General features: G+C 52.3%; 26 protein-coding genes. 11 read left to right on the plus strand and 15 right to left on the minus strand.

Annotated elements, in window-relative coordinates:
- Window position 1: 1 nt before the first annotated feature.
- On the minus strand, window positions 2–934 hold the full coding sequence (locus AB9F29_RS01055; protein ID WP_369754302.1) for a bifunctional riboflavin kinase/FAD synthetase: 933 nt from the start codon (window positions 932–934) through the stop codon (window positions 2–4).
- Between the two features lie 189 nt (window positions 935–1,123).
- Here AB9F29_RS01055 and AB9F29_RS01060 point away from each other — a divergent pair, with 189 nt between their 5' ends.
- Together AB9F29_RS01060 and AB9F29_RS01065 are read left to right on the plus strand one after the other, a co-directional pair.
- On the plus strand, window positions 1,124–1,825 hold the full coding sequence (locus AB9F29_RS01060; RefSeq protein ID WP_369754303.1) for a porin: 702 nt from the start codon (window positions 1,124–1,126) through the stop codon (window positions 1,823–1,825).
- Complete coding sequence (locus AB9F29_RS01065) at window positions 1,794–2,081, plus strand: hypothetical protein (RefSeq protein WP_369754304.1); 288 nt, start codon at window positions 1,794–1,796, stop codon at window positions 2,079–2,081. The genes AB9F29_RS01060 and AB9F29_RS01065 overlap by 32 nt, the downstream gene beginning before the upstream one ends.
- Before the next feature lie 175 nt (window positions 2,082–2,256).
- On the opposite strand, the gene AB9F29_RS01070 is transcribed toward AB9F29_RS01065, so the two are convergent.
- The 3 genes from AB9F29_RS01070 to AB9F29_RS01080 form a co-directional block, all read right to left on the minus strand.
- Window positions 2,257–2,700, minus strand: coding sequence for a MaoC family dehydratase (locus AB9F29_RS01070; protein WP_335586084.1), 444 nt, complete (start codon window positions 2,698–2,700; stop codon window positions 2,257–2,259).
- A 96-nt stretch (window positions 2,701–2,796) separates the two neighbouring features.
- Window positions 2,797–3,672: a TIGR01459 family HAD-type hydrolase gene (locus AB9F29_RS01075; protein ID WP_335586085.1), complete on the minus strand. Its 876-nt coding sequence runs from the start codon at window positions 3,670–3,672 to the stop codon at window positions 2,797–2,799.
- Between the two features lie 64 nt (window positions 3,673–3,736).
- Window positions 3,737–4,657, minus strand: a complete 921-nt coding sequence (locus AB9F29_RS01080; RefSeq protein ID WP_369754305.1) for a manganese-dependent inorganic pyrophosphatase — start codon at window positions 4,655–4,657, stop codon at window positions 3,737–3,739.
- Window positions 4,658–4,706: 49 nt separating this feature from the next.
- Between AB9F29_RS01080 and AB9F29_RS01085 the strand changes: the two genes are divergently transcribed.
- Window positions 4,707–5,468: a DUF2161 domain-containing phosphodiesterase gene (locus AB9F29_RS01085; RefSeq protein WP_369754306.1), complete on the plus strand. Its 762-nt coding sequence runs from the start codon at window positions 4,707–4,709 to the stop codon at window positions 5,466–5,468.
- Window position 5,469: 1 nt separating this feature from the next.
- On the opposite strand, the gene AB9F29_RS01090 is transcribed toward AB9F29_RS01085, so the two are convergent.
- The gene (locus AB9F29_RS01090) at window positions 5,470–6,462 is read right to left on the minus strand and encodes a TraB/GumN family protein (protein WP_369754307.1); all 993 of its coding nucleotides are present in this window, start codon (window positions 6,460–6,462) and stop codon (window positions 5,470–5,472) included.
- A gap of 188 nt (window positions 6,463–6,650) precedes the next feature.
- Here AB9F29_RS01090 and AB9F29_RS01095 point away from each other — a divergent pair, with 188 nt between their 5' ends.
- From AB9F29_RS01095 to AB9F29_RS01110, 4 genes are all read left to right on the plus strand, one after another.
- Window positions 6,651–6,938 carry a co-chaperone GroES gene (locus tag AB9F29_RS01095; RefSeq protein WP_039004535.1) on the plus strand — a complete coding sequence of 96 codons (288 nt, stop codon included), beginning with the start codon at window positions 6,651–6,653 and terminating at the stop codon, window positions 6,936–6,938.
- A 40-nt stretch (window positions 6,939–6,978) separates the two neighbouring features.
- Complete coding sequence (groL, locus tag AB9F29_RS01100) at window positions 6,979–8,616, plus strand: chaperonin GroEL (RefSeq protein WP_335586089.1); 1,638 nt, start codon at window positions 6,979–6,981, stop codon at window positions 8,614–8,616.
- A 151-nt stretch (window positions 8,617–8,767) separates the two neighbouring features.
- Window positions 8,768–9,607, plus strand: coding sequence for a DMT family transporter (locus tag AB9F29_RS01105; protein ID WP_369754308.1), 840 nt, complete (start codon window positions 8,768–8,770; stop codon window positions 9,605–9,607).
- A gap of 61 nt (window positions 9,608–9,668) precedes the next feature.
- Window positions 9,669–10,421 (plus strand): esterase/lipase family protein, encoded by a 753-nt coding sequence (locus tag AB9F29_RS01110; protein WP_369754416.1) that lies wholly within the window; start codon window positions 9,669–9,671, stop codon window positions 10,419–10,421.
- Here the strand turns inward: AB9F29_RS01110 and AB9F29_RS01115 are convergent.
- The 3 genes from AB9F29_RS01115 to AB9F29_RS01125 all read right to left on the minus strand — a co-directional run bounded on the left by AB9F29_RS01115 (window position 10,418) and on the right by AB9F29_RS01125 (window position 12,287).
- Window positions 10,418–11,506, minus strand: a complete 1,089-nt coding sequence (locus AB9F29_RS01115; RefSeq protein ID WP_335586091.1) for a 5-(carboxyamino)imidazole ribonucleotide synthase — start codon at window positions 11,504–11,506, stop codon at window positions 10,418–10,420. The genes AB9F29_RS01110 and AB9F29_RS01115 overlap by 4 nt on opposite strands.
- Window positions 11,499–11,987 (minus strand): 5-(carboxyamino)imidazole ribonucleotide mutase, encoded by a 489-nt coding sequence (gene purE, locus AB9F29_RS01120; protein WP_335586092.1) that lies wholly within the window; start codon window positions 11,985–11,987, stop codon window positions 11,499–11,501. Before purE ends, AB9F29_RS01115 begins: the two co-directional genes overlap by 8 nt.
- A gap of 78 nt (window positions 11,988–12,065) precedes the next feature.
- Entirely contained in the window at window positions 12,066–12,287 is a 222-nt protein-coding gene (locus tag AB9F29_RS01125) for a YdcH family protein (RefSeq protein ID WP_039004387.1), read from the minus strand.
- 199 nt (window positions 12,288–12,486) lie between these two features.
- Here AB9F29_RS01125 and AB9F29_RS01130 point away from each other — a divergent pair, with 199 nt between their 5' ends.
- Both AB9F29_RS01130 and AB9F29_RS01135 read left to right on the plus strand, forming a co-directional pair.
- The gene (locus tag AB9F29_RS01130) at window positions 12,487–12,900 is read left to right on the plus strand and encodes an Hsp20 family protein (protein WP_039004386.1); all 414 of its coding nucleotides are present in this window, start codon (window positions 12,487–12,489) and stop codon (window positions 12,898–12,900) included.
- Window positions 12,901–12,922: 22 nt separating this feature from the next.
- The gene (locus tag AB9F29_RS01135) at window positions 12,923–13,147 is read left to right on the plus strand and encodes a DUF1150 family protein (RefSeq protein ID WP_039004385.1); all 225 of its coding nucleotides are present in this window, start codon (window positions 12,923–12,925) and stop codon (window positions 13,145–13,147) included.
- Between the two features lie 99 nt (window positions 13,148–13,246).
- Here the strand turns inward: AB9F29_RS01135 and AB9F29_RS01140 are convergent, their stop codons facing one another.
- Window positions 13,247–14,953, minus strand: a complete 1,707-nt coding sequence (locus AB9F29_RS01140) for a bifunctional sulfate adenylyltransferase/adenylylsulfate kinase (protein WP_335586094.1) — start codon at window positions 14,951–14,953, stop codon at window positions 13,247–13,249.
- Between the two features lie 247 nt (window positions 14,954–15,200).
- Window positions 15,201–16,139 carry a thioredoxin-disulfide reductase gene (trxB, locus tag AB9F29_RS01145; RefSeq protein ID WP_369754309.1) on the minus strand — a complete coding sequence of 313 codons (939 nt, stop codon included), beginning with the start codon at window positions 16,137–16,139 and terminating at the stop codon, window positions 15,201–15,203.
- 236 nt (window positions 16,140–16,375) lie between these two features.
- On the opposite strand from trxB, the gene AB9F29_RS01150 reads away from it, so the two are divergent.
- Window positions 16,376–16,876 carry an Lrp/AsnC family transcriptional regulator gene (locus tag AB9F29_RS01150; protein WP_039004382.1) on the plus strand — a complete coding sequence of 167 codons (501 nt, stop codon included), beginning with the start codon at window positions 16,376–16,378 and terminating at the stop codon, window positions 16,874–16,876.
- On the opposite strand, the gene AB9F29_RS01155 is transcribed toward AB9F29_RS01150, so the two are convergent.
- From AB9F29_RS01155 to lgt, 5 genes are all read right to left on the minus strand, one after another.
- Window positions 16,873–17,664 carry a Hint domain-containing protein gene (locus AB9F29_RS01155; protein ID WP_335586096.1) on the minus strand — a complete coding sequence of 264 codons (792 nt, stop codon included), beginning with the start codon at window positions 17,662–17,664 and terminating at the stop codon, window positions 16,873–16,875. The genes AB9F29_RS01150 and AB9F29_RS01155 overlap by 4 nt on opposite strands.
- 370 nt (window positions 17,665–18,034) lie before the next feature.
- Window positions 18,035–18,184 (minus strand): hypothetical protein, encoded by a 150-nt coding sequence (locus AB9F29_RS01160; RefSeq protein WP_335586097.1) that lies wholly within the window; start codon window positions 18,182–18,184, stop codon window positions 18,035–18,037.
- A 270-nt stretch (window positions 18,185–18,454) separates the two neighbouring features.
- Entirely contained in the window at window positions 18,455–19,210 is a 756-nt protein-coding gene (gene pgeF, locus AB9F29_RS01165; RefSeq protein ID WP_369754310.1) for a peptidoglycan editing factor PgeF, read from the minus strand.
- A 12-nt stretch (window positions 19,211–19,222) separates the two neighbouring features.
- Window positions 19,223–20,287 (minus strand): class I SAM-dependent methyltransferase, encoded by a 1,065-nt coding sequence (locus AB9F29_RS01170; protein WP_369754311.1) that lies wholly within the window; start codon window positions 20,285–20,287, stop codon window positions 19,223–19,225.
- Window positions 20,280–21,194, minus strand: a complete 915-nt coding sequence (gene lgt / locus AB9F29_RS01175) for a prolipoprotein diacylglyceryl transferase (RefSeq protein ID WP_369754312.1) — start codon at window positions 21,192–21,194, stop codon at window positions 20,280–20,282. The genes AB9F29_RS01170 and lgt overlap by 8 nt, the downstream gene beginning before the upstream one ends.
- A 102-nt stretch (window positions 21,195–21,296) precedes the next feature.
- Between lgt and AB9F29_RS01180 the strand changes: the two genes are divergently transcribed.
- Window positions 21,297–21,587 (plus strand): accessory factor UbiK family protein, encoded by a 291-nt coding sequence (locus AB9F29_RS01180; RefSeq protein ID WP_369754313.1) that lies wholly within the window; start codon window positions 21,297–21,299, stop codon window positions 21,585–21,587.
- The last annotated feature ends 213 nt before the right edge of the window (window positions 21,588–21,800 follow it).

A 21,800-nucleotide genomic window follows, 5' to 3' on the forward strand; every position in this document is an offset into this window, starting at 1 on the left:
ATTAAAGCGCGGCGAGTATTTGCCGCGCTTTAACACAGTCCGCGTCCATTTGCGCGATGAGGACCTCAAGCCCGTCAAACTTTTCCTCAGGGCGCAAGTATTGAATTAGCGCGACGGAAATATTTTCCCCATAGATATCCCCCTTGAAATCAAAGAGGTAGCTTTCCAAGTTGGGAAGGTTTTCACCAAACATTGGGCGCACCCCCATAGAGGCCGCGCCACTATATGTTCCCGCATACGAGCCAGTAAGAATATCCACCCGTACAACATAGACGCCGAATTTTGGAGGATGCAGGCCGGCGATTGACATATTAGCAGTGGGATACCCCAGCTCGCGGCCACGTTGATCGCCACGAATGACTTGCCCCTCGATACGATGATAATGGCCCAACATGCGGGCGGCAACTTCGGGTTGCCCAGCGGTTAGCGCCGCACGAATTGCGGAGGAGGAAACTTCATCGCCCCCGTCCGCAACCAGTTCTACGACCGTGACGCCAAAGCCAAACTCTTTTCCAAACGCGATCAAATCGATGGCGTTCCCTGTGCGCCCTTTTCCAAAACGAAAATCCTCGCCGACGGTGACATGACGGGCGCCAATGCCTTCGGACAGGATTTCTTGTGCGAAGGCGCGCGCCGAAAAGTTGGAGAGGGAGGCGTTGAAGTTTAACTCGTACAGCCTTTCAACACCCAGCTTTTCCAAGCGGTGGGCGCGGGCGGTCGCATTCATCAGGCGAAAAGACTCGCCTTTGGGGGCGAAGTATTGGCGCGGGTGGGGTTCGAACGTGAGAATTCCAAGGGGGGCCGTGGGGGCTGCAGCACGTGCAATATCGATAACTTTTTGGTGGCCGCGATGCACGCCATCAAAGTTTCCAATCGCAATACTTGCGCCTCGGTACCTGGGGTCAATGAAGGTGTGATCACGGAAAATATGCATGCTTGGCACATATCCTCGGACGTGCGCCCGTGCAAGCATTTGTGAGGGCTACGAGGGTAACTTACGTTAATGCGAGCTTGATACGGTGTGTTCGAAATACACTTATAGCAAGCTGAAAATTCCCGATATATCGCCATTTTTGGGAACTTGAGTTAGGATAGATCCCAAAGCCAAAATGGATGTAACTTCATGATTTCAAACCTGAAAACTCCACTATTCTCCGCAACTGTACTGTTTGCACTGGTTCTCGCAGGGACGGCAATTGCCCAAGATACCACGATGGACACGGGAGGTGCGTTTGATTTTTACGGCCAAGTAAGTCAGGGATATCTGGGGTATGATGACGGCGAGATTTCACAAAGTTACTTCCCCGTTGACAACGACAACTCTGGTTCCCGTATAGGAGTGAGATATGAAAACACCCTTGGGGCTGGATGGGGCATTGGTGGTCGTTTTGAAGTGGGGATTACTCCAAACTCCACATCGTCTGTAAATTTGAACACGCCGGTGGGAAGTGGGTATACAATCGACAAAACAAATATCCGCCACTTGGAGGTGGAATTTGAAAACGACCTTGTGGGCAACTTCGCGTTTGGTCAAGGATCAATGGCGACAGATGGCATCACGGGAATCGATTTCCCCAACACAACAGTGGTCGCTGGTGTCTCGGTCAAAGATTCTGCGGCGAGCCAGTTGTTACGGAGCGTTGACGGCACCCTCAGCGGGGAAATAATTGCGGATTACTACAAAAATTTTGTCGGCAGACGTTTGTTCCGCGTGCGCTATGATACGCCGGATTTCAATGGATTTATGTTCTCGGTGGCGCACGGCCAAGATGTCCTTCACGACGATGATGAAAATGTCTATTCCGATATTGGCGGGGCGCTATGAAGGGGAAACAGGCGCTTATCGCTTTATGGCGGGTGTCGGGGTGAGTTGGATTGGCGAGACCTTCGAAAACCTCGCAGGGTCTGCATCCGTTTTACACAAATCCTCCGGCCTCAATCTTACGGTGGCAAGCGGCACAACGAAGGACATTGGCGACTACAATTACGTCAAAGCTGGTGTTTTACGAGATATCTTCGCCGCCGGCACGACGGCCTTCTCGCTTGATTACTACTTGGGCGCGGATATCCCTGCGGATTGATCATCAAGCAAGTCCGTGGGGTTGGCTGCTGTCCAAAACTTCGACAGGCAAAATTTGCAACTCTACGCCACGTACCGTCGCTACGACACCCAAGGGGTGGCCGTGTCCCATCTAGATAGTGAAGCTTTCTTGGCTGGTTTTCGGTACAGTTTCTAGACTTCATGGGGCGTTGTATTTAGTCGAATTTTTTGGAGGGTGCGAGGACTATTGCCTCGCCTTTCAGCACGGGTTTTCCGTCGATAAGGCATAGACAATCAAGCGTCACACGTCTTTTGGAGTAGTCGATCTGCGCGACGGTAACTTCTGCACGGACGATGTCGTTAGGGCGCACTGGGGCAAGAAACTTGAGGCTTTGGCTTAGGTAAATTGTCCCATGGCCAGGGAGTTGTTCGCCGATCACCGCAGATACTAAACCCGCTGTCAGCATGCCGTGCGCAATGCGACCCTCAAAAATGGTGTCCTGCGCATAGGCATCGTCGAGGTGGACAGGGTTACGGTCAGTCGACACTTCGGCAAAAAGTTCGATGTCCCGGTCCGTAATGGCTTTCTCAACATGCCGCGACATACCGATTTCTAGGTCTTCGATACAGACGGTGCCTCGGTAAAAGTCGTCCAACATTTGCGTCATCCCTACATCCATCGCGAAATAAAAATACCAACAGATTACCTCTGTTGGTATTTTATTACTTTGCTGGTGCAGAAAATCAAGTATTTTTTAACGCAGGAACCCGATAGAAAATGTTGGCTGAAAGCCAGATTCATCAAGATATGTCTTTAAACGCTTGGGGTTGGGCTGATCTGTTGTCCCAGTTTCTGCAGCTGCGAGGCCGCCTGTGATGAATAAAGAATCTATGTCTTCACCCACCGCGCCTTGGATATCGGTGTGAATACCGTCGCCAATGGCCAAAATACGGTCATCCGGAATGCCGCTGTCGATTTCCGCGAGTCGGCGGCGGGCTAGATCATAGATGGGCGGATGTGGTTTGCCGAAATACATACTCTCACCCCCCATTTCGGTATAGAGCGCGGCGAGCGCACCTGCGCACCATTCGCGGCGCTCCCCGCGGTCGACGACAATATCAGGGTTGGCGCACAGAAGTTTTAAGCCGCGTGTTTTGGCGGCAAGAAATGTGGGGCGGTTTACGGCAGGGTCGGCGAGGGAATCTTTGGGGCCGCAGCACACAATGCCTTCCGCCTCCGCTAGGGGAACCGCTATGATTTCGCGTGCGTCCTTGACGACGGCGATAGGGCGAAAGAAGGCAGCCTTTTCGTCTTCAGTTCCCATGAAATAGACTTTTTCTCCGACAGCGCCGCGAAACATCGCCGAGCGCGCGGAATCGCCCGAGGTAGCGATGGCGTCCCATGCGTCGCGGGGCACGCCAAAGCCATCGAGTTGAATCTCAACCGAAGCGCGGGGGCGGGGCGAGTTGGTGACCAAAATGACTTTTCCGCCACGTTTACGGTACGCTTGCAGGGCTGCCACAGCGTCGGGGATCGCCGCGATTCCATCGTGTACACATCCCCAAAGGTCGACAAAAAGTGCGTCGTATGTTTCGGAAATTTCAGCGAGAGAAGAGACAATGCGCGACATAGAAACATTCCTTTTGATCAAAAAGGGGGCGCACATGGCACCCCCTTAAAAATTGTGAACTAACTCAAACTTTAAGGTTTGGGATGATCTGTTTTTTGCGGCTCATGATACCGGGAAGGACCACGCTGTCGCCAGAAACGGGCACACCGAAGCTTTTTTCTGCGACCGCTTTGACGGTGTCGTTTTGGATAAGCAGGGTGGCTTCTTCGGCGAGAATGTCGACAACGAACAAGAGAACGTGGTCAACATTATCCTCGGCGGCGACGGTCGCACACGAAGCCAAAAGGCTCGCCTTGCGGTCGAGTACGATTGCCGGAGCGGTGGTCTCAAGGACGGACACGCGGAATTTTACGTTGTCCACAGTGAATTCCTTGCTGTCCATACGCAGAAGCTCGGCGTCAGAGAAGCGTGAGATATCGGATTTCGCTGCGAACATTTCGGCGGCATACGTCGGAATGTCGAGGTCCAGTTCACCAGCCAATTTTTCCGCAAGGGCGCGATCTTGGTCGGTTGTGGTCGGGGAGCGGAATTCAAGCGTATCCGAAAGGATGCACGACAGCACGAGGCCCTTGATTGGGGCTGTCATATTCGCCGCGTTGTCGCCCATCAGATTGTGCATGATTGTGGCCGTACATGCGAGGGGGCGGATTGTGATCGAGATTGGGCCGCTTGTTTCAAGGCCGCCAACCAATTTGTGGTGGTCGATGATGGCTTTGATATCCGCGTTATTAATATTTGCAGGAAGTTCGGCTGGGTTGTTGGTATCGACGATCACAACGGGCGCGCCATCGGCAACATCCGTAATGATTTCAGGAGTTTCAAAGCCCCAGCGTTGCAGAACGAAAGCGGCTTCGGTGTTGGGAGTTCCGAGCAAAACGGCCTTGGCCGCCGTTGATTTCACGTCATTCAAGTACCAAGCCCAAATGAGGGCGGAACCGGCGCTATCGGTGTCGGGGGCTTTGTGGCCGAAAACGAGTGTTGTCATGAGATATGTCCAATTTCAAAGGGATTTGAGCGCGTTATAGGGGGAGTCGATGGGCTTGTCACGCATTGGTGGCGCGGATAACGTCACAGTTTTTACGCACGTGGCTTTAGGTCGCGCTCCTTGGAACCTGAAACTGGGAAACACTGTGGCCAAACCGAATGTAAAACCACGCGAAACAGATTTGTATCCGCCAGTGAAAGCCTATCTAGAGGCGCAGGGCTACGAGGTGAAGGCGGAAATCGGGGCGGTTGATGTTGTCGCTGTGCGCGGGGACGAGGCGCCGGTTCTGGTTGAGTTGAAGCTTGGGTTTACGCTCACGCTTTTGCACCAAGGTGTGGCGCGGCAAGCCATAAGTGATGATGTTTATCTGGCGGTGCCGCGCGGCAAAGGGAAACCTTTTTTGACGGCCCTCAAGGGGCATTTAAGTCTGTGTCGACGTTTGGGGTTGGGGCTTATTACTGTGCGTTTGAAGGATGAGTTCGTCGAAGTCCATTTAGACCCCGCGCCCTTTACACCCAGAAAATCCAAACCGCGCCAAACGCGATTGTTGCGGGAGTTTGCGCGGCGGGTTGGTGACCCCAATGCGGGCGGGCAAACGCGGGTTGGTCTTGTGACGGCTTATCGGCAAGACGCCATTAAAATCGCATTATTTTTGGCCAAGAATGGCCCGTCAAAAGGCGCGGTGGTGGCCAAGGCGACGGGTGTTGAGGTAGCGACGCGGATGATGGCGGATGATCACTATGGCTGGTTTGAGCGCGTCGGATTGGGGGTCTATGCGCTGACTCCCAAAGGGGAGCAGGCACACGCCTAGGCTAGTCGATCGGAAACAGGGTGTACCCCTCATTTGCCAGCAGATTCAAAATGCCTGTCTCTCCCGTTAAATGGGCTGCCCCGACAGCGATGAAAAGCCGTTTATCCTTTGCTTCCTCTAAAATAACGGACATCCAAGCGGCGTTGCGATCAACAAGGGTGACGCGCTCTAGTTTGGCGAAATCCTGTTTTAGCAAGTCTGGATCAAGCCCAGGTGTTGAGAGGGCTGTGCGTCGGCCAAATTCCCAAATCGCACCGTGGTCACCGCGAAAATATCCTTCGCGCAGGGTAATAAAACTGTTCGTGGCGTCGGTTGTCATGGCGATCCCAATGCGCAAAGCTTCCATCGGGTCACCCTCTTCTAGGAGGTTGAAAATGCCAATCGCTGTGTCAAAAGGCTCAAGGCCTTTGGTCGCAACCCGTTTGTCGCGGGTATAGTTTTGAATAAGGGTATCCAAGCCCGCAGGCGCGTCTCCAGAGACGAAATCCATCGCACAAGGCGGGATGCCAAGCATCATCGTGGCATAGCCCGGCCTAAATTTGCTGGCCATGAACGACGGAATTCCCCGCACCCCCATTTCCTTGGAAAACTGTTGCCAAAGGTCTTCGGGAAGTTGGTCGGGAAGGGTTGGTCCGTCTTGAATGAACAAGATTTCCGGATTTTGGGCCATGTAGGTTTTAAGTTTTTTCACGTCGTTCCGCGTGGCTTCGAGCAGCACGAGGTCGGCAGAATCCAGATAGGGCGCGATTTTGAGCATGGTTGCATCGTGACGCGGATCGCCCATATGGAAAGTGCCAAATAGGAAAACCTCCTGGTCGCCTTTTTGTGCGCGCCAGAAATTCCCGCTGGGAAATGGCTGCGCATTAACGACGGCGTCAAATGCCGCGCGTTCTTCCGATGGCATCGTCTGGATGAGGTCTTTCCCCTCACAGGTGGCGTGTGCTGGCAAAGAAGCGCCGAAGAAAAGTGCAATAAAATAAATAAAACGCCGCATAAAATCTCCTGTTATCTTAATAGATAGGGATTGATACCCCGCATGGAAATAGGGCGCGCGCGAATAGTGGAAAAATTTGCATAGTTGGCGGTTGACACCTTCGTGAGCGATACATAGGTTCCAGTCGTTATCACTCGACCGTGTTGAGTGACAAAGAATTGAAACCTCGAATGAAGGAGCGTTCTGAGATGGCATTTACACCGTTACATGACCGTGTACTCGTTCGTCGCGTTGAAAGCGACGAAAAGACTGCTGGCGGCCTATTTATCCCCGAAAGCGCAAAAGAAAAACCGGCTGAAGCTGAAGTTATTGCAGTGGGCGAAGGCGCACGCAAAGACAGCGGCGAGCTTATCCCAATGTCCGTAAAAGCAGGCGACAAAGTCCTGTTTGGCAAATGGTCCGGCACCGAAGTCACCGTTGACGGCGAAGAGCTGCTCATCATGAAAGAAAGCGATATCCTCGGCCTTCTCGGCTAAGCGATCCTTTCCCAACATTAATTTTCTGTAGGAGTGTCAAATGGCTAAAGAAGTCCGTTTTAACACAGACGCCCGCAATCGTATGCTTGCTGGTGTGAATATTTTGGCCGATGCGGTTAAAGTAACTTTGGGCCCTAAAGGCCGCAACGTTGTGATTGAAAAATCCTTCGGCGCACCCCGTATCACCAAAGACGGTGTGACGGTTGCCAAAGAGATCGAACTTGAAGACAAGTTTGAGAACATGGGCGCACAAATGGTTAAGGAAGTTGCTTCCCGTACCAATGACGAAGCTGGCGACGGTACAACAACCGCGACAGTTTTGGCTCAAGCCATCGTTAAAGAAGGCTTGAAATCAGTTGCTGCTGGGATGAACCCAATGGACCTGAAACGCGGAATCGACTTGGCTGTTTCCAAAGTTGTTGAAGCGATCAAAGCGTCTTCCCGTCCTGTAAAAGACAGCGACGAAGTTGCGCAAGTTGGCACAATCTCCGCCAATGGCGAAGCTGAAATCGGTCGTCAAATCGCAGACGCGATGCAAAAAGTTGGCAACGAAGGCGTTATCACTGTTGAAGAGAACAAAGGTCTGGAAACAGAAACCGATGTTGTTGAAGGCATGCAGTTCGACCGCGGCTTCCTCTCCCCTTACTTCGTGACGAACCCTGACAAGATGCTCGCTCAACTTGACGACTGTCTTATCTTGCTTCACGAGAAAAAGCTTTCTTCGCTCCAGCCAATGGTTCCATTGCTTGAAACAGTGATCCAATCTGGCAAACCACTTTTGATCATCGCAGAAGATGTTGAAGGCGAAGCGCTTGCAACTCTCGTTGTGAACAAACTTCGTGGCGGCTTGAAAATTGCGGCTGTTAAAGCTCCTGGTTTCGGCGATCGTCGTAAAGCCATGTTGCAAGACATCGCGGTTCTTACGGGTGGTCAAGTGATCTCCGAAGACCTCGGCATGAAGCTTGAGTCTGTCACAATCGACATGCTTGGTTCTGCGAAAAACATCACCATCACCAAAGACGAAACAACAATCGTTGACGGCGCTGGCGTAAAAGCAGAAATCGAAGCACGCGTTTCCCAGATCCGTACACAGATCGAAGAAACAACTTCCGATTATGACCGTGAAAAACTTCAAGAACGCGTAGCCAAATTGGCTGGTGGTGTTGCTGTTATCCGCGTTGGCGGCATGACAGAAACTGAAGTTAAAGAGCGCAAAGATCGCGTTGACGATGCATTGAACGCAACACGTGCTGCGGTTCAAGAAGGCGTTATCGTTGGTGGTGGTGTTGCTCTCATTCAAGCAGCTAAGTCTCTTATCGGCATGACAGCAGCGAACGCTGATCAAGAAGCGGGCATTGCTATTGTTATGCGTGCTCTTGAAGCGCCACTGCGTCAAATCGCAGAAAATGCTGGTGTTGACGGTGCAGTTGTTGCGGGCAAAATCCGCGAAAGCAACGATCCAACTTTCGGCTTTAACGCTCAAACAGAAGAATATGGCGACATGTTCAAATTTGGTGTTATCGATCCTGCGAAAGTTACACGCACAGCACTCGAAGATGCGGCCTCTATTGCTGGTCTCTTGATCACAACAGAATGCATGATCGCCGAGAAACCAGCTCCTGCTGGCGGTTCCGGTGGCGGCATGCCCGACATGGGCGGCATGGGCGGCATGATGTAAGCTTTTAGCTTCATCAGAAAATTTAAAAGGGCCTGCGGAAACGTGGGCCCTTTTCCGTTGCGGCATATGAAAATCGACAGTTTTAAAATTGTTAAAGTTTTTAAAAACTCAATGCTCTTGCCCTAAAAGGCTGATGACGTCAAAAGGCGGTATGCGTCTTTTATTTCTAGTTGCCTTAGCAATGGTGGCCTTTGCTGCTAATTCTGTCCTCAATCGATTGGCCCTTGCGCAGATGGCCATTGATCCCGCAGGCTTCGCTGCTGTGCGTCTATTGTCAGGTGGTGTTTTTCTTTGGGTCGTGGTCCTGATTCGGGGACGCAAACTTGAGTCGGGTGGCGTGGGCGGCGTTGTCTCTCTTGCGGTGTATATGGTCGGGTTTTCCTTTGCTTACATCACTTTAGGCACGGGAGTAGGGGCGCTTATTCTGTTTGGCGGCGTTCAGATCACCATGTTTGTAGGCGCAATTCTCGCGCGCGAAAGCCTTCCAAACGCGCGGTGGATTGGGGCGGCTGTTGCCTTTGCGGGGCTAGTGTACCTGCTTTGGCCCTCAGACGAAGCCACGGTTCAAATCTCGTTTTCGGGAGCAGCAATGATGTCTGCCGCTGCAATCGGATGGGGAATTTATTCACTTATCGGGCGCCACGCGATTGATCCTTTGGCGACCACCGCTGGAAATTTCGTTTTCGCGATCCCACTGTCGCTTTTGGTCGTGCTGTTGAACGCTTCCACGGCCGCATATACCCCCACGGGCATTGCCTTGGCCATAATTTCTGGGGTCGTCACGTCGGGAATGGGCTATGCGGTTTGGTACGCAGTTTTGCCCAAACTCCCTTCTACGGTTGCGGCAATTTCCATGCTGACTGTCCCGATTATCGCGTCCATCGGCGGAGTTTTGATCCTGAATGAACCGCTGACCGTTAGACTCATGGTCGCCACGGCACTGGTTTTGGCGGGTGTTTTGATTTCCCTCAAGCGTCCTTCCGCAGGGTGATCCTCACAGGTCAGGAATTCCCCTCGTATTTTTGCACAACGAGTCTTATATTTTGGCAATGATGAAACGTTTTTTAGTAGCCCTCTTTTTGTTATTGCCCGCATCTGCCTCGGCTGAATGCGTCATTTTTCTACATGGATTGGCGCGTGGATCGAACTCCCTGTTTGCCCTTGAGCATTATTTGGTGTCAGAGGGTTATAAGGTTGTGAATCAAGGCTACCCTTCAACAAAAATGAAGGTACAGGACCTTGTAGAAATAACCTTCCCACCCGCCGTGGCAGCTTGTGGTGACGAGAAAATTAACTTTGTTACCCACTCTATGGGCGGGATTTTGGTGCGTGTTTGGGTCGCCGTAACCGAACCAGAAAATTTGGGCCGTGTGGTTATGCTTGCACCACCAAATCACGGTTCGGAACTGGTGGATATCTTGGGGGACTTGGAGCCGTTTGAGTGGGTTAATGGACCTGCGGGGCTTCAATTGGGTACTGAAGCCGACGATATGATCGCACGCATCCAAAAGTCACAATTTGAGCTCGGTGTTATTGCGGGGGATCAAAGCCTAAATCCAATCTACTCGGCCCTGATTGAAGGGCCCGATGATGGCAAGGTCTCTGTTGCCTCGACGCGCCTCGAGTGGGCGGCGGACCATATCGTTTTACCTGTAAATCATACGTTTATGATGAATAACGCTTTGGTCATTCGACAGGTTTACACCTTCCTTGAGGAAGGAAAATTCGACCACAATCTAACGTGGACACAGGCGGTCGAGGATCTCCTTTTGACCCAAGACCTCCTGCCTGATTTTCTGCGTTAAGGTTTCGCGGTTTTTTTAGGGACGAGGCGGTTAACGTGGCCCATTTTGCGGCCAGATTTTACATCCGCTTTTCCGTACAAATGAAGCGCGGCATTCCCTTCGTCGGCCAAGGTTGAAACGCGGTCCATATCGGTGCCAATCAGGTTGTGCATTTCTACGTCTGCATGGCGGGAACCATCCCCAAGGGGCCAGCCGACCACCGCGCGGATGTGTTGTTCGAACTGGTCGATCACACAGCCGTTTTGCGTCCAATGGCCCGAATTGTGGACGCGTGGCGCGATCTCGTTGACGATTAAACCTTCGGATGTCACGAAAAGTTCGACCCCCATGACGCCAACATAATCCAATGCATTGAGGATGTTTGCTGTCAGTAGAACCGCCTCCATCCGTTGGCTTGATGTTAGGCGGGCAGGGACGGTCGTTGTGTGTAAAATCCCGTTGCGATGGACGTTCTCGCCGGGGTCATAACAGGACACCTGACCATCTATCGAGCGGGCTCCAATGACCGAGACTTCATGCGTAAAGTTGATGAAGCCTTCGAGCACGCTCGGCGCACCCGCCATGTCGGCGAAGGCCGACGGGGCATCAACGGGCGCCATAATCCGAGCTTGCCCCTTGCCGTCATAGCCAAAACGGCGGGTTTTTAGGATGGCTGGCGTGCCGATTGTTGCAAGAGAATCTGTCAGAGCTTCGAGTGTATCAACCGCTGCGTAAGGAGCTGTTTTCAAACCAAGACCGACAAGGAAGTCCTTTTCGGTGATCCTGTCTTGTGAGACGCGAAGGGCCTCGCGGCCCGGGCGAATTGGGCACAGAGACTCGAGGTGATCGAGGGCTTCGGTTGGGATGTTTTCAAATTCGTAAGTTATGACATCTACGCTTTTGGCAAAAGCTGTGAGAGCCGCCAAATCGTCGTAATTGGCCGTTGTGACCTTGGCTGCCACGTCGCCCGCCGGAGGGTTCACTCCAGGTTCAAAAATGTGACAGGCAAAGCCCAGACGCGAGGCGGCGACCGACAGCATTCTTCCAAGCTGCCCCCCGCCTAAAATTCCAATCGTCGCACCGGTTTTTAGCATTGCTTCACTCATCACTTGGTTCTTCCGGAATGGAGGCTGCGAGGTCCTCGCGCCACTGGTCTAATCGCGCGGCAAGGTCAGGATCATTATTGGCCAGAATCCCAGCGGCCATGAGGCCCGCATTGGCAGCCCCTGCAGCGCCAATCGCCATCGTCGCGACGGGAAAGCCCTTAGGCATTTGGACGATGGAATAAAGGCTATCCACACCAGAAAGTGCGCGGGTCTGGATCGGCACGCCAACTACAGGAACACGGGTTTTACTCGCCATCATTCCGGGCAAATGCGCGGCACCACCGGCACCTGCAATAATAACCTGAAGGCCGCGCGACACGGCTGTTTTGCCGTAAGCCCAAAGGCGGTCCGGCGTGCGGTGCGCGGATACAATTTTGGTCTCATAAGGCACGCCCAATTCGTCCAGAATTTCAGCGGCGAGTTTCATTGTTGGCCAGTCGCTTTGGCTGCCCATAATGATCCCAACTTTAACATCTATCATAACATGCCCATTTCAGGGTTTGGGCCCAGTCTTTTGGGCCGAGTGCAATGGAAGCGGCACTATAGCTAACCTGAGCGGCTAGGCAATGATATCGGGCGTCAGCTCGTCTTGGATTGCCGAAATTCGGTCTTTTAGCGACAGTTTTTTGGTTTTCATCCGCCGAAGTTGCAGCTGATCGGCCAAACGAGACTCCTCCAACGCATGAATCGCAAGATCTAGGTCGCGGTGCTCCTGAGTCAAAACGGATAGTTTTACCCGCAGAACGTCGTCTCGGGGCATTTCATTCGCAGTATCCGACATGGGTTTATTAACTTTCGACTCGCATTGATTTTGCCTGAAAATAGCGTGTTTTACCGCCAGCGGGGAAAAATATGTTACCTAAAGACAACGATAAATTAACGCCCCTTGCGACTCACCTCCCGCGTGCCCATATTTAACCTAAGCGGTCGCCGCAAAGCGGGGCCATAAATAGACAGTCGCTTTTGAGAAGGACGCGTCGATGACTAAACTTACACTCGGGTCTCACCCATTTTTATTGGGGTTTGATCAACTTGAGCGCCTTGTTGAACGGACAGTCAAGTCCGGAAATGAGGGCTATCCTCCGTACAACATTGAACAAACCAGCGAAAACAGTTATCGAATATCTCTTGCTGTGGCGGGATTCGATGAGAAAGATCTGTCAATCACGGTTGAGAATAAACAACTGGTGGTTCGGGGGCGTCAATCTGAAGAAAGCGACGGTCGTGTGTATCTTCATCGTGGAATCGCCGGACGACAGTTCCAAAAGAGCTTTGTGCTGGCGGAAGGGGTGGAGGTTGGACATGCGAAAACCGAAAATGGCTTGTTGCACATCGATCTGACGCGCGCTGTACCTGATGTTGTGGTGCAAACAATTGAAATAAATCAGAAATAATCAATCGAGATTGGGGCTGGATATGAATACGAAAATGAAACTACCAAATGACGACAGCCGGATCGTTTACGTACGTCCTGTTGAGGTGGCCTCACTGCCAATGGATATTCGACTGGAAATTCCAGAGCTTACGCGCGTTTATTCGGTACATAAGGCTAATGGAGAACAGGTGGCATTGGTGAATGACCGCCAAACTGCGTTTCACTTAGCGCTGGAAAATGATTTTGTACCGATGACGGTGCACTAATAAGTCCTATGCGCGCAAGGTTTTGTGCGATTCACGTAGGTTATAAAGGAAAATACCCCGGTCGCAAAACCGGGGTATTTTTTTGCTTAGAATAAAAGCTTATGCTGTAATTAGGCCCATGCTTTCAAGTTTAAGAATGACCTGATGCGCACAGTTATCGACATCAACGTTCTCTGTTTCCACAGACAGTTCTGGTGTTAGAGGAACGTCGTAGGGGTCTGAAATTCCAGTAAACTCTTTGATCTTCCCTTCGCGCGCAAGTTTGTACAGGCCTTTGCGATCCCGACGTTCACATTCTTCGATCGACGTGGCGACGTGGACTTCAATGAAGGCCCCGAATTGATCAACTTCTTCACGTACGGCGCGGCGGGTCGTTGCATAGGGCGCGATTGGCGCACAAATGGCGATGCCACCATTTTTGGTGATTTCGCTCGCAACATATCCGATGCGGCGGATGTTTAGGTCGCGGTGTTCTTTGCTAAACCCAAGCTCAGAGCTGAGGTTTTTGCGCACGATATCACCATCAAGAAGCGTCACCGGACGGCCACCCATCTCCATGAGTTTTACCATTAAAGCATTAGCAATGGTCGATTTTCCTGAGCCAGAGAACCCAGTGAAAAAGACGGTAAACCCTTGTTTTGCGCGGGCTGGACGTGTTTTGCGTAATTCTTCTACAACGGTTGGGAAGCTAAACCATTCAGGAATTTCAAGCCCTTCCGAAAGGCGGCGGCGAAGCTCGGTGCCTGAGATGTTAAGAACAGTTACGCCCTCTTCGATCTCGTCCGCAGGTTCGTATTGGGCGCGTTCTTGCACATAGACCATGTGTTTGAAATCGACCATTTCGATGCCCATTTCCTCTTGGTGCACGCGGAATAAATCCTGCGCTTCATAGGGGCCATAGAAATCTTCGCCTTGGCTGTTTTTGCCGGGGCCTGCGTGGTCGCGACCAACGATAAAGTGGGTTACACCGTGGTTTTTGCGGATCAATCCGTGCCAAACAGCTTCGCGTGGACCTGCCATGCGCATGGCAAGGTTGAGGAGACTCATAGACGTTGTGGACGATGGATATTGGTCCAAGACGGCTTCATAACACCGCACGCGCGTGAAGTGGTCAATGTCACCGGGTTTGGTGAGGCCAACAACAGGGTGAATTAGCAAGTTGGCTTGCACTTCTTTGGCGGCACGGAATGTCAGTTCTTGGTGGGCACGATGCAGCGGGTTACGCGTTTGAAACGCGACAACTTTACGCCAGCCCATTTTGCGGAAATAGGCGCGCAACTCGTTTGGGGTGTCGCGACGGGCGCGGAAATCATAGTGCACAGGTTGTTGGATGCCCGTAATTGGACCGCCGAGGTAAATTTTTCCGGCTTGGTTGTGCAAATAATTTACTGCAGGGTGCGCATCGTCATCGGCTCCGAAAACCTTCGCGGCTTCGATGGATTTATTGGGTTCCCAACGGTCTGTCACGGTCAAGGTTGCTAGAATAACGCCTTCTTGGTCGCGCAGGGCGATATCCTGGCCCAATTCGAGGGCTTCAGCAAAGGCTTCGCCAACGTCGAGCGTGATTGGCATTGGCCAAAGCGTGCCATCTGCAAGACGCATGTTTTCAACGACGCCATTATAGTCGTCCTCGCCCAAGAAACCTTTGAGCGGATTGAATCCACCATTCATTAAGAGTTCTAGGTCGCAAATTTGACGCGGTGTAAGGTCCCACGAAACAAGGTCGGCGGCTTCTAGTTTCAATTTCTGCGCGGATTCATAGGAGACAAAAAGCTCTGGGATCGGGGCGAGGCTGGATACGGGCATAGGGTTACTCAATTCCAAAAAGGTAAATGCCCGTCATTCATGGGCGAAGAAGATTGCCGCGAAATAACGCGTTTAAGGTGTGAAATTCAAGCCAGCATCGGCCAGGTTTGCGAGTTGAGGCCAAAAACACATGGATTCGGTTGATTTTGGACGAATTTTCCAAATTTGGATGGTGGAGGGCAAAAATGGTTTCTATTTTGAAGTGGATAGGGCCGCCAGAGGGACAGGTTTCTGGCGGCCCCCGTTTTTATTCGCCTGCGAGGAATCGCTCGGCTTCGAGAGCGGCCATGCACCCCATGCCAGCCGATGTCACGGCTTGGCGGTATTTATGGTCCGTTAAGTCGCCGGCGGCGAAAATGCCTGCAATGGATGTTTCGGTGGAGTCCGGTTTGGTCACAACATAGCCCCCCATGTGGGTTTCGAGGACGTCTTTCACCAATTCGTTGCTTGGCGAATGCCCGATGGCCACAAAAACACCCTTGCAAGGGATCTCGGTGATTTCGCCTGTCTTAACATTCTTTGTCCGAACACCCGTAACGCCAGTTGGGTTGTTGTCGCCAACAACTTCGACCAATTCGTTATACCAGAGCGGGAATATTTTCTCATTCTTTTCAAGACGATCAATAAGAATTCTTTCCGCCCGAAGCTCGTCGCGACGGTGAACAAGTGTAACTTTTGATGCGAATTTTGTTAAAAACAACGCTTCTTCGACAGCGGTGTTGCCGCCACCTATGACAACAATTTCGTCACCGCGGTAAAAGAATCCGTCGCAGGTTGCACAGGCAGAAACGCCAAAGCCTTTAAATTTCTCTTCACTCTCAAGGCCAAGCCATTTGGCCCGCGCACCGGTAGCGAGGATCACGGCATCGGCGGTATAGATCGTGCCGCTGTCACCTACGGCGGTAAACGGACGCTTGGAAGTGTCGAGTGAGGTGATTATGTCGCTAATCACCTCGGTACCCACGGCGCGCGCATGGGCTTCCATGTTGATCATGAGATCAGGCCCCTGAATTTCCGTGTGGCCAGGCCAGTTTTCGACTTCGGTTGTTGTCGTCAATTGGCCGCCGGGTTCGATGCCTTGAACTAGAATCGGTTCAAGCATGGCACGGCTTGCATAGACCGCAGCAGTATACCCAGCAGGCCCAGATCCAATTATCAAAACTTTTGTGTGACGCGTTTCGGCCATTTGGCCCCCCAAATTTCTAGAAAATGCAAAGTTGCCCTAGATATAGACAGTCAATTGGCCCACGGAAACCCTTGGCCGCAGAATTGTTTGACCTGTCGCGCTATGAACTGGAAGTTCCATTTGTTGCGCAGTTGTGAAATATTATTGCGTGTGGGGTGGATGTTAAGTACAATCGCGAAAATCCAAGAGTACTTAGGGTGCATTTGGCAAAAATCAAAAGAACAAGAGGAAAACTTATGCCGATAGCCAAGCTCGACCCCATTGACCGCAAAATCCTTGCTGAGCTTCAGGCTGACGGCCGCATGACCAACGTTGAACTGGCGAAACGAGTCGGCATTTCGGCCCCTCCTTGTTTGCGTCGGGTGCGTACTCTCGAGGAATCGGGATTTATTCGCGGCTATCATGCGGATGTGAATTCGCGGGCCCTTGGTTTTGAGGTTCTGGTTTTTGCCATGGTCGGTTTGCAATCACAGGCGGAGGTTGATCTCTCGGCGTTTGAGGCGCTGTGCCAAGGTTGGCCGTTGGTCAGAGAGTGCCACATGCTCAATGGTGAGGTGGATTTTATCCTGAAGTGCGCGGCACCAGATCTGTCGACATTTCAATCTTTTCTGACGGGCGATCTTTTGACCGCCCGCAATGTTGCGAGCGTAAAAACATCTTTGGTCATCCGCGGCGCTAAGGACGAACCTGGCGTGCCTTTCGAGGTCTTGGAGCAGCGGTTAGCGCAGACTTCCTAAGCGGCAAACCCCGCAAAAATCTGTTCGAGGGCGTCGTCTTCCTCTATTCTGGGAAGACACAAGGTGCCAAAATCATCCACCGTTTCGCAATGGGGGAAAAGCCCCATGAACAAAGGTAGCATTTCGCGGCTGAGGCTCATTTCGGCTGAGTTTCCAGGATGATAACTTTCGATTTCCAGCCCATTCACCCGCAGAATTTGGTGTGTTTCAAAAGCCAAATGGTAAACACGTACGGGCGTAAATGGAGTGACGGAAAATACGGTCTCGCCGTTTTGCATGGTCGCGACAGGTGCCAAAACTTGGCCTTTGGTTCGATGTCGCACCGTAAGGCGCGCTTTTGGGCCAAGAATGAGATCCGGCATGGGACGACCGAGCCCGAAACTATCGGCCGCAATACGAGTTAGAAAACCCATCTCAGGCGACTGGCCGCGCGCTCCTGCGAGGGAATCAGGAACCAATGTCGTACTGCCTATCCATAACAGCGTTTGAAAACCGTTTTCGGTGGTTTGCAAACGCATACCGGGCAGGAGATCTTCAACAGCAGTCAGTCCCGCTTCAGTGGAAAAAAGAGATCCACGGGCAATAGCCGCAAAAGCATCTTCAAAAATGGGGAGGGACGGAGCGATTTGCGAGAACTCTTCGACGTCGCCAAAAGAGTTCAGATGGGCGACCTCGTATTTCCGCATCAGAGGCATTGCGCGGAGAGGGCGCCCATTTGAACGAGCAACACGGGTCTTAGGGTCCCGTGGATTCGTCGCAAGGCTGGCGACGGGTTGGTGGGAGTGCATGTAATAGTCCTTTCGGTGCATTACATCTGCATTGGCCCCACCATTGCAGAAATTCTTATGCTCCTAAAATGGTCCAAAATTCAGTCTATTGTCAAAGGTTTGGTTCATTTGAGGTTCGGAGCGTGCGCAATGACCCTCAAGACCATAGATTGTTTCCGAAGGCGGGACGTTTTCGCCTTAATTGAATTTTCAACGGCGGTATCACCCTGAAAATGCCAAGAATCGGCAGGCCTTCAAGTGTGGGTTGGAAATAGAGCCGGCGCAAAAAGAAAACCACCACAGCCGAGGCCATGGTGGTTGAAAAAAGTGCAATAAATCCACTCAAGGGGTCGCTACGCGAAGGGAAAAACGCGCAGTCTAGGGATATAACCTAGGCGCGAACCTGTTTTACTGCCTCTGCTGCACGCAGGCGGCGAGCGATCATTGCGGCGCGGCGGTTGCCACGTTCCCATGGCATTGCTGGCTGTGCTTTAGCACTTTCAGCGATTACAGCTTTCATCCAGCGGTTCTCTTTAGCCATGGGGTCTGCTCCTTGTTTAATTCGGTGTTCAACTCGGTGGGCGATGCGCCCGTTGTAATTTCTGACCTCAATATGCGGAGCAAAGTGGCCCTAGGTTGGGACAAATTGTGGAAAATTCGCGCCATTCGGCATTAATCCGGTTGGGTTTTGTTGAAACCGATGTTCCGCCCGTGAAATAAGGGCGTTTGTCGTCAATAATTATTCCAATTGGTCGTTATATGCAGGATTGTTTCCGTTATTGCGGCAAAAATGGGGCGCAATTCTCGGTTTTCAGAGCCGGATACAGGAAATGAGGCGCCCATAGTCGGCCTCTTTTTTGTGGACCGAACGTCGGTAGGAAAAGAATCGCTCTGAATCCGAGTAAGTGCAGTGATTTGTATATTCAGCAAAGCCGATTCCTGCCGTGCGCAAAATATGCAAACCGTACGACGGCAGGTCAAAATGCATGCGATCGCCGACGCCTCCGCCAAAGAAACGACTGAGGCTGTCGTCATGAAGTATAAGCGTGTCAAAAAATTCGGGTCCGACTTCATAAGCCGCTTGGCTGATGCTTGGACCAATAACGGCGGTCGTGTTTTCGCGCGCCGCTCCGAGGGCCTCCATGGCGTCCAAAGTGGCCTCCAATACGCCGTTCATCGCACCCTTCCAGCCGGCGTGTGCGGCACCAATCACGCCCGCCGAAGAATCCGCGAATAGGACAGGTTGGCAGTCTGCTGTCAGGATTGCGAGGGCAAGGTTTGGGGTTGCAGTAACGATTGCGTCGGCTTGGACCGCTGGCTCATCTGGTCCCTTAGCCACATGCACTTTTGCAGAGTGAACTTGATGTACGCCGCAAAGGTGGTTTGGCGCAACTTGCATCGCTTGGGCGACACGATCGCGATTAACATGGACGGCTTCGCTTTGGTCGGAGGAACCGAATCCACAATTGAGGCCAGAGAAAATTCCCGACGACGCACCGCCTTTACGCGTAAAAAAGCCGTGCCGAAAAGGCGTGAGGCTATCTGCGGTGAGGATTTCAAGGGTCATGGCTAGTTCGCTTTACTCAAGTCCAGGAGGTGCCGCCTGTCCGCGAGGGGTGAGAGAGAGCACTTTGAAGAGGTTCCCCATTTCTTTGGGGTGGGTCAAGCGCCGATGTGCAGCAACATGGCTGGTAAGGGCGGGCCCCGCAAGATTTAGGGCAAGTTTGCGCGCGCGGGGCGTAATGCCGAGCCGTTCCAAAAACACGCCTTGCGGGATCATTTTCGAAACCGTGCATCCCTTTGCCGCTTCGCTTAGCGCTTCAAAATCGACATGTGCGGTTAGGTCCGCTTGTCCGGGTGTCGTGAGGGGCGGCACTTTTTCATGCGCGCTGATGGCTTGGAATGTGTCGCCAAGGCTGCGCCAATCACCATAGTCGATGAACAGGGCTGCACCGCCATAAGCCGAAATGCGTGTGGCAATCTCTTGAGTGATCGACATGGCTGCGGCGCAAATTTCCACCATATCTCCGGTTTTGGTGTCTGCGAGACGCCCCGCAAGGGATTCGATTTCTTGCGGGTCATTCAGGCCAAAGCGCAGGGTTTCATCCTGCCAGCCGATCCGGCGTTCGCACCATGTTGCGCCCTTGGAGCGAATGAATTGGCGGATTGGTAGCGCATCGAAAAACTCGTTTGCGACTAAATATAAGGGGCGGTCGGGGAGGGACGTGACCTGACGGTGCCACGTCACGTCATATTCCGCCAAGGCATCCGCTTGACGCGCGCGCAGTGGTTCGGAGGCTTCAATCAGATGGATTTTCAGGGCGGCATGAAACCCGTCTACGGATCTGGTTGATCGCAGGATATCGTTCATCAGCGTCCCACGTCCGGGGCCAAGTTCTGCCAGTAGTATTTGATCTGGCTCACCTTGTGACATCCAAGTTTGCGCGAGGCAAAGACCGATCATTTCCCCGAACATTTGGCTGATTTCTGGCGAGGTGGTGAAGTCTCCTGCTTCGCCCAAAGGGTCGCGTGTTGTGTAATACCCTTGGGTTGGGTGCAGCAAACATTCGGCCATATAATCGGCAACCGTGAGGGGGCCGTCAGCGGCGATTCGGGCTTTAAGGTGTTGGGATAGATCAGACATATTTTTTCTTAGCATGGTGGCGTGCCCAAAAGATGAATCCCAATCCGACAGCGATCATGGGCAGGGAAAGTAGCTGCCCTTTTGACACGCCCCAGTCACCAAAGCGTACAGCATATCCAAGTGGATTGTCGGGCGTGATATAGATTGCGTCTGCCTGACGAAAGAATTCTACAAAGAACCGCGCCGTGCCGTAGCCTGCAAAGAAAAGGCCCATCGTTTGCCCCGGTATTTTGAGCCAGTCGCGCTTGAAAACCAGAAAGATCAAGATACCGCCGAGCAAAAGTCCCTCTAGACCCGCTTCATAAAGCTGGCTTGGGTGGCGTGCGCAAAGCCCATCGCCCACCAATCCGACTGGGCCAAGGCAGTACTGTGCGTCTGTACCCGGGAAAATAACGGCCCACGGAACGTCACTGGGGTGGCCCCAAAGTTCCGCGTTAATGAAATTCGCGAGACGCCCAAGGAGGAGACCAACAGGTGCGGACATGGCGATAACGTCGCCAAGGCTTAAACGTGCGATGCCGTTGCGGGTGGCATAAATCCATGCGGCAACCACCACACCGAGAAAGCCCCCATGAAAGGACATTCCACCTTGCCATACGAACAGGATTTCGCTGGGGTGGCTGAAGTAATAGTCGCTGGCGTAAAAGAATACATACCCCAAGCGGCCCCCAAGGACGACGCCCAAGATCGACCACGTCAACAAATCTTCAACCCGCGCAGGCTCCATTATGGGGGTGTTGTCCGGCCAAAGCGTCGGGCGACGCAGGGCCGAAACCACGAGTCGCCATGCAATGAGAATCCCCACAATATATGCAAGGGCGTACCAGCGCAGGGCAAAGCTGAAACCACCAAGATTTAGGGTGAAAATTTCGGGCGAAATTTCGGGGAAGGGGAGGGACGCTATCATGCGCCTATCTGCCTCGGAAAAAACAGGCAAGTCAAGGTTGCGATTGTCCTGAATAAACCCCATATACTAAATGTTATACATCCTTCGACGTTGGAGTTCGTTATGCAAACCCGAAACAAGATCCTAGACGATATTTCGCAACTCATGAGCAATGCCGCCGGTGTTGCGCAGGGTGCGAAAAGCGAAGCCGAGACCGCAATGAAGGGGTTTGTGGATCGTTGGATGGCGGACCGCGATTTTGTGTCCCGCGATGAATTTGATGCGGTGCGCGCGATGGCGCAAAAGGCGCGTGAAGAAAACGAAGTGTTGAAAGCCCGTCTTGATGCGTTGGAAGCAAACCCTGCTCCTGCCAAGAAGACGCCCGCTAAGAAGGGCGCGCCCAAAAAGGTGTAGTATTCCGTTAGAGATTCGAAATTTGGGGCGCATTATGCGCCCTTTTTTGTGTTTTAAGGCCGAATCTGTTGTTGGGTCGTAGCCGGTTAGGGGCTTCAGAAAACCACGCGCCCCTAGATGTAGCGCAATTTTCTCTAATTTGACGGCTTATCCACAACTTATTGGGGGTTAGGGTTAAATATTGCTTTACAGGTCGCTTTGTATCCCACACCA

The organism is Falsihalocynthiibacter sp. S25ZX9 (assembly GCF_041205405.1).
In the GTDB taxonomy this organism is placed as follows: domain Bacteria; phylum Pseudomonadota; class Alphaproteobacteria; order Rhodobacterales; family Rhodobacteraceae; genus Falsihalocynthiibacter; species Falsihalocynthiibacter arcticus.

What these genes read in the sequence shown, in the direction of transcription:
- AB9F29_RS01055 (WP_369754302.1), bottom strand. Translation starts at nt 934, where the DNA reads ATGCATATTTTCCGTGATCACACCTTCATTGACCCCAGGTACCGAGGC.
- AB9F29_RS01060 (WP_369754303.1), top strand. Translation starts at nt 1,124, where the DNA reads ATGATTTCAAACCTGAAAACTCCACTATTCTCCGCAACTGTACTGTTT.
- AB9F29_RS01065 (WP_369754304.1), top strand. Translation starts at nt 1,794, where the DNA reads ATGTCTATTCCGATATTGGCGGGGCGCTATGAAGGGGAAACAGGCGCT.
- AB9F29_RS01070 (WP_335586084.1), bottom strand. Translation starts at nt 2,700, where the DNA reads ATGTTGGACGACTTTTACCGAGGCACCGTCTGTATCGAAGACCTAGAA.
- AB9F29_RS01075 (WP_335586085.1), bottom strand. Translation starts at nt 3,672, where the DNA reads ATGTCGCGCATTGTCTCTTCTCTCGCTGAAATTTCCGAAACATACGAC.
- AB9F29_RS01080 (WP_369754305.1), bottom strand. Translation starts at nt 4,657, where the DNA reads ATGACAACACTCGTTTTCGGCCACAAAGCCCCCGACACCGATAGCGCC.
- AB9F29_RS01085 (WP_369754306.1), top strand. Translation starts at nt 4,707, where the DNA reads ATGGGCTTGTCACGCATTGGTGGCGCGGATAACGTCACAGTTTTTACG.
- AB9F29_RS01090 (WP_369754307.1), bottom strand. Translation starts at nt 6,462, where the DNA reads ATGCGGCGTTTTATTTATTTTATTGCACTTTTCTTCGGCGCTTCTTTG.
- AB9F29_RS01095 (WP_039004535.1), top strand. Translation starts at nt 6,651, where the DNA reads ATGGCATTTACACCGTTACATGACCGTGTACTCGTTCGTCGCGTTGAA.
- groL (WP_335586089.1), top strand. Translation starts at nt 6,979, where the DNA reads ATGGCTAAAGAAGTCCGTTTTAACACAGACGCCCGCAATCGTATGCTT.
- AB9F29_RS01105 (WP_369754308.1), top strand. Translation starts at nt 8,768, where the DNA reads ATGCGTCTTTTATTTCTAGTTGCCTTAGCAATGGTGGCCTTTGCTGCT.
- AB9F29_RS01110 (WP_369754416.1), top strand. Translation starts at nt 9,669, where the DNA reads ATGAAACGTTTTTTAGTAGCCCTCTTTTTGTTATTGCCCGCATCTGCC.
- AB9F29_RS01115 (WP_335586091.1), bottom strand. Translation starts at nt 11,506, where the DNA reads ATGAGTGAAGCAATGCTAAAAACCGGTGCGACGATTGGAATTTTAGGC.
- purE (WP_335586092.1), bottom strand. Translation starts at nt 11,987, where the DNA reads ATGATAGATGTTAAAGTTGGGATCATTATGGGCAGCCAAAGCGACTGG.
- AB9F29_RS01125 (WP_039004387.1), bottom strand. Translation starts at nt 12,287, where the DNA reads ATGTCGGATACTGCGAATGAAATGCCCCGAGACGACGTTCTGCGGGTA.
- AB9F29_RS01130 (WP_039004386.1), top strand. Translation starts at nt 12,487, where the DNA reads ATGACTAAACTTACACTCGGGTCTCACCCATTTTTATTGGGGTTTGAT.
- AB9F29_RS01135 (WP_039004385.1), top strand. Translation starts at nt 12,923, where the DNA reads ATGAATACGAAAATGAAACTACCAAATGACGACAGCCGGATCGTTTAC.
- AB9F29_RS01140 (WP_335586094.1), bottom strand. Translation starts at nt 14,953, where the DNA reads ATGCCCGTATCCAGCCTCGCCCCGATCCCAGAGCTTTTTGTCTCCTAT.
- trxB (WP_369754309.1), bottom strand. Translation starts at nt 16,139, where the DNA reads ATGGCCGAAACGCGTCACACAAAAGTTTTGATAATTGGATCTGGGCCT.
- AB9F29_RS01150 (WP_039004382.1), top strand. Translation starts at nt 16,376, where the DNA reads ATGCCGATAGCCAAGCTCGACCCCATTGACCGCAAAATCCTTGCTGAG.
- AB9F29_RS01155 (WP_335586096.1), bottom strand. Translation starts at nt 17,664, where the DNA reads ATGCACTCCCACCAACCCGTCGCCAGCCTTGCGACGAATCCACGGGAC.
- AB9F29_RS01160 (WP_335586097.1), bottom strand. Translation starts at nt 18,184, where the DNA reads ATGGCTAAAGAGAACCGCTGGATGAAAGCTGTAATCGCTGAAAGTGCT.
- pgeF (WP_369754310.1), bottom strand. Translation starts at nt 19,210, where the DNA reads ATGACCCTTGAAATCCTCACCGCAGATAGCCTCACGCCTTTTCGGCAC.
- AB9F29_RS01170 (WP_369754311.1), bottom strand. Translation starts at nt 20,287, where the DNA reads ATGTCTGATCTATCCCAACACCTTAAAGCCCGAATCGCCGCTGACGGC.
- lgt (WP_369754312.1), bottom strand. Translation starts at nt 21,194, where the DNA reads ATGATAGCGTCCCTCCCCTTCCCCGAAATTTCGCCCGAAATTTTCACC.
- AB9F29_RS01180 (WP_369754313.1), top strand. Translation starts at nt 21,297, where the DNA reads ATGCAAACCCGAAACAAGATCCTAGACGATATTTCGCAACTCATGAGC.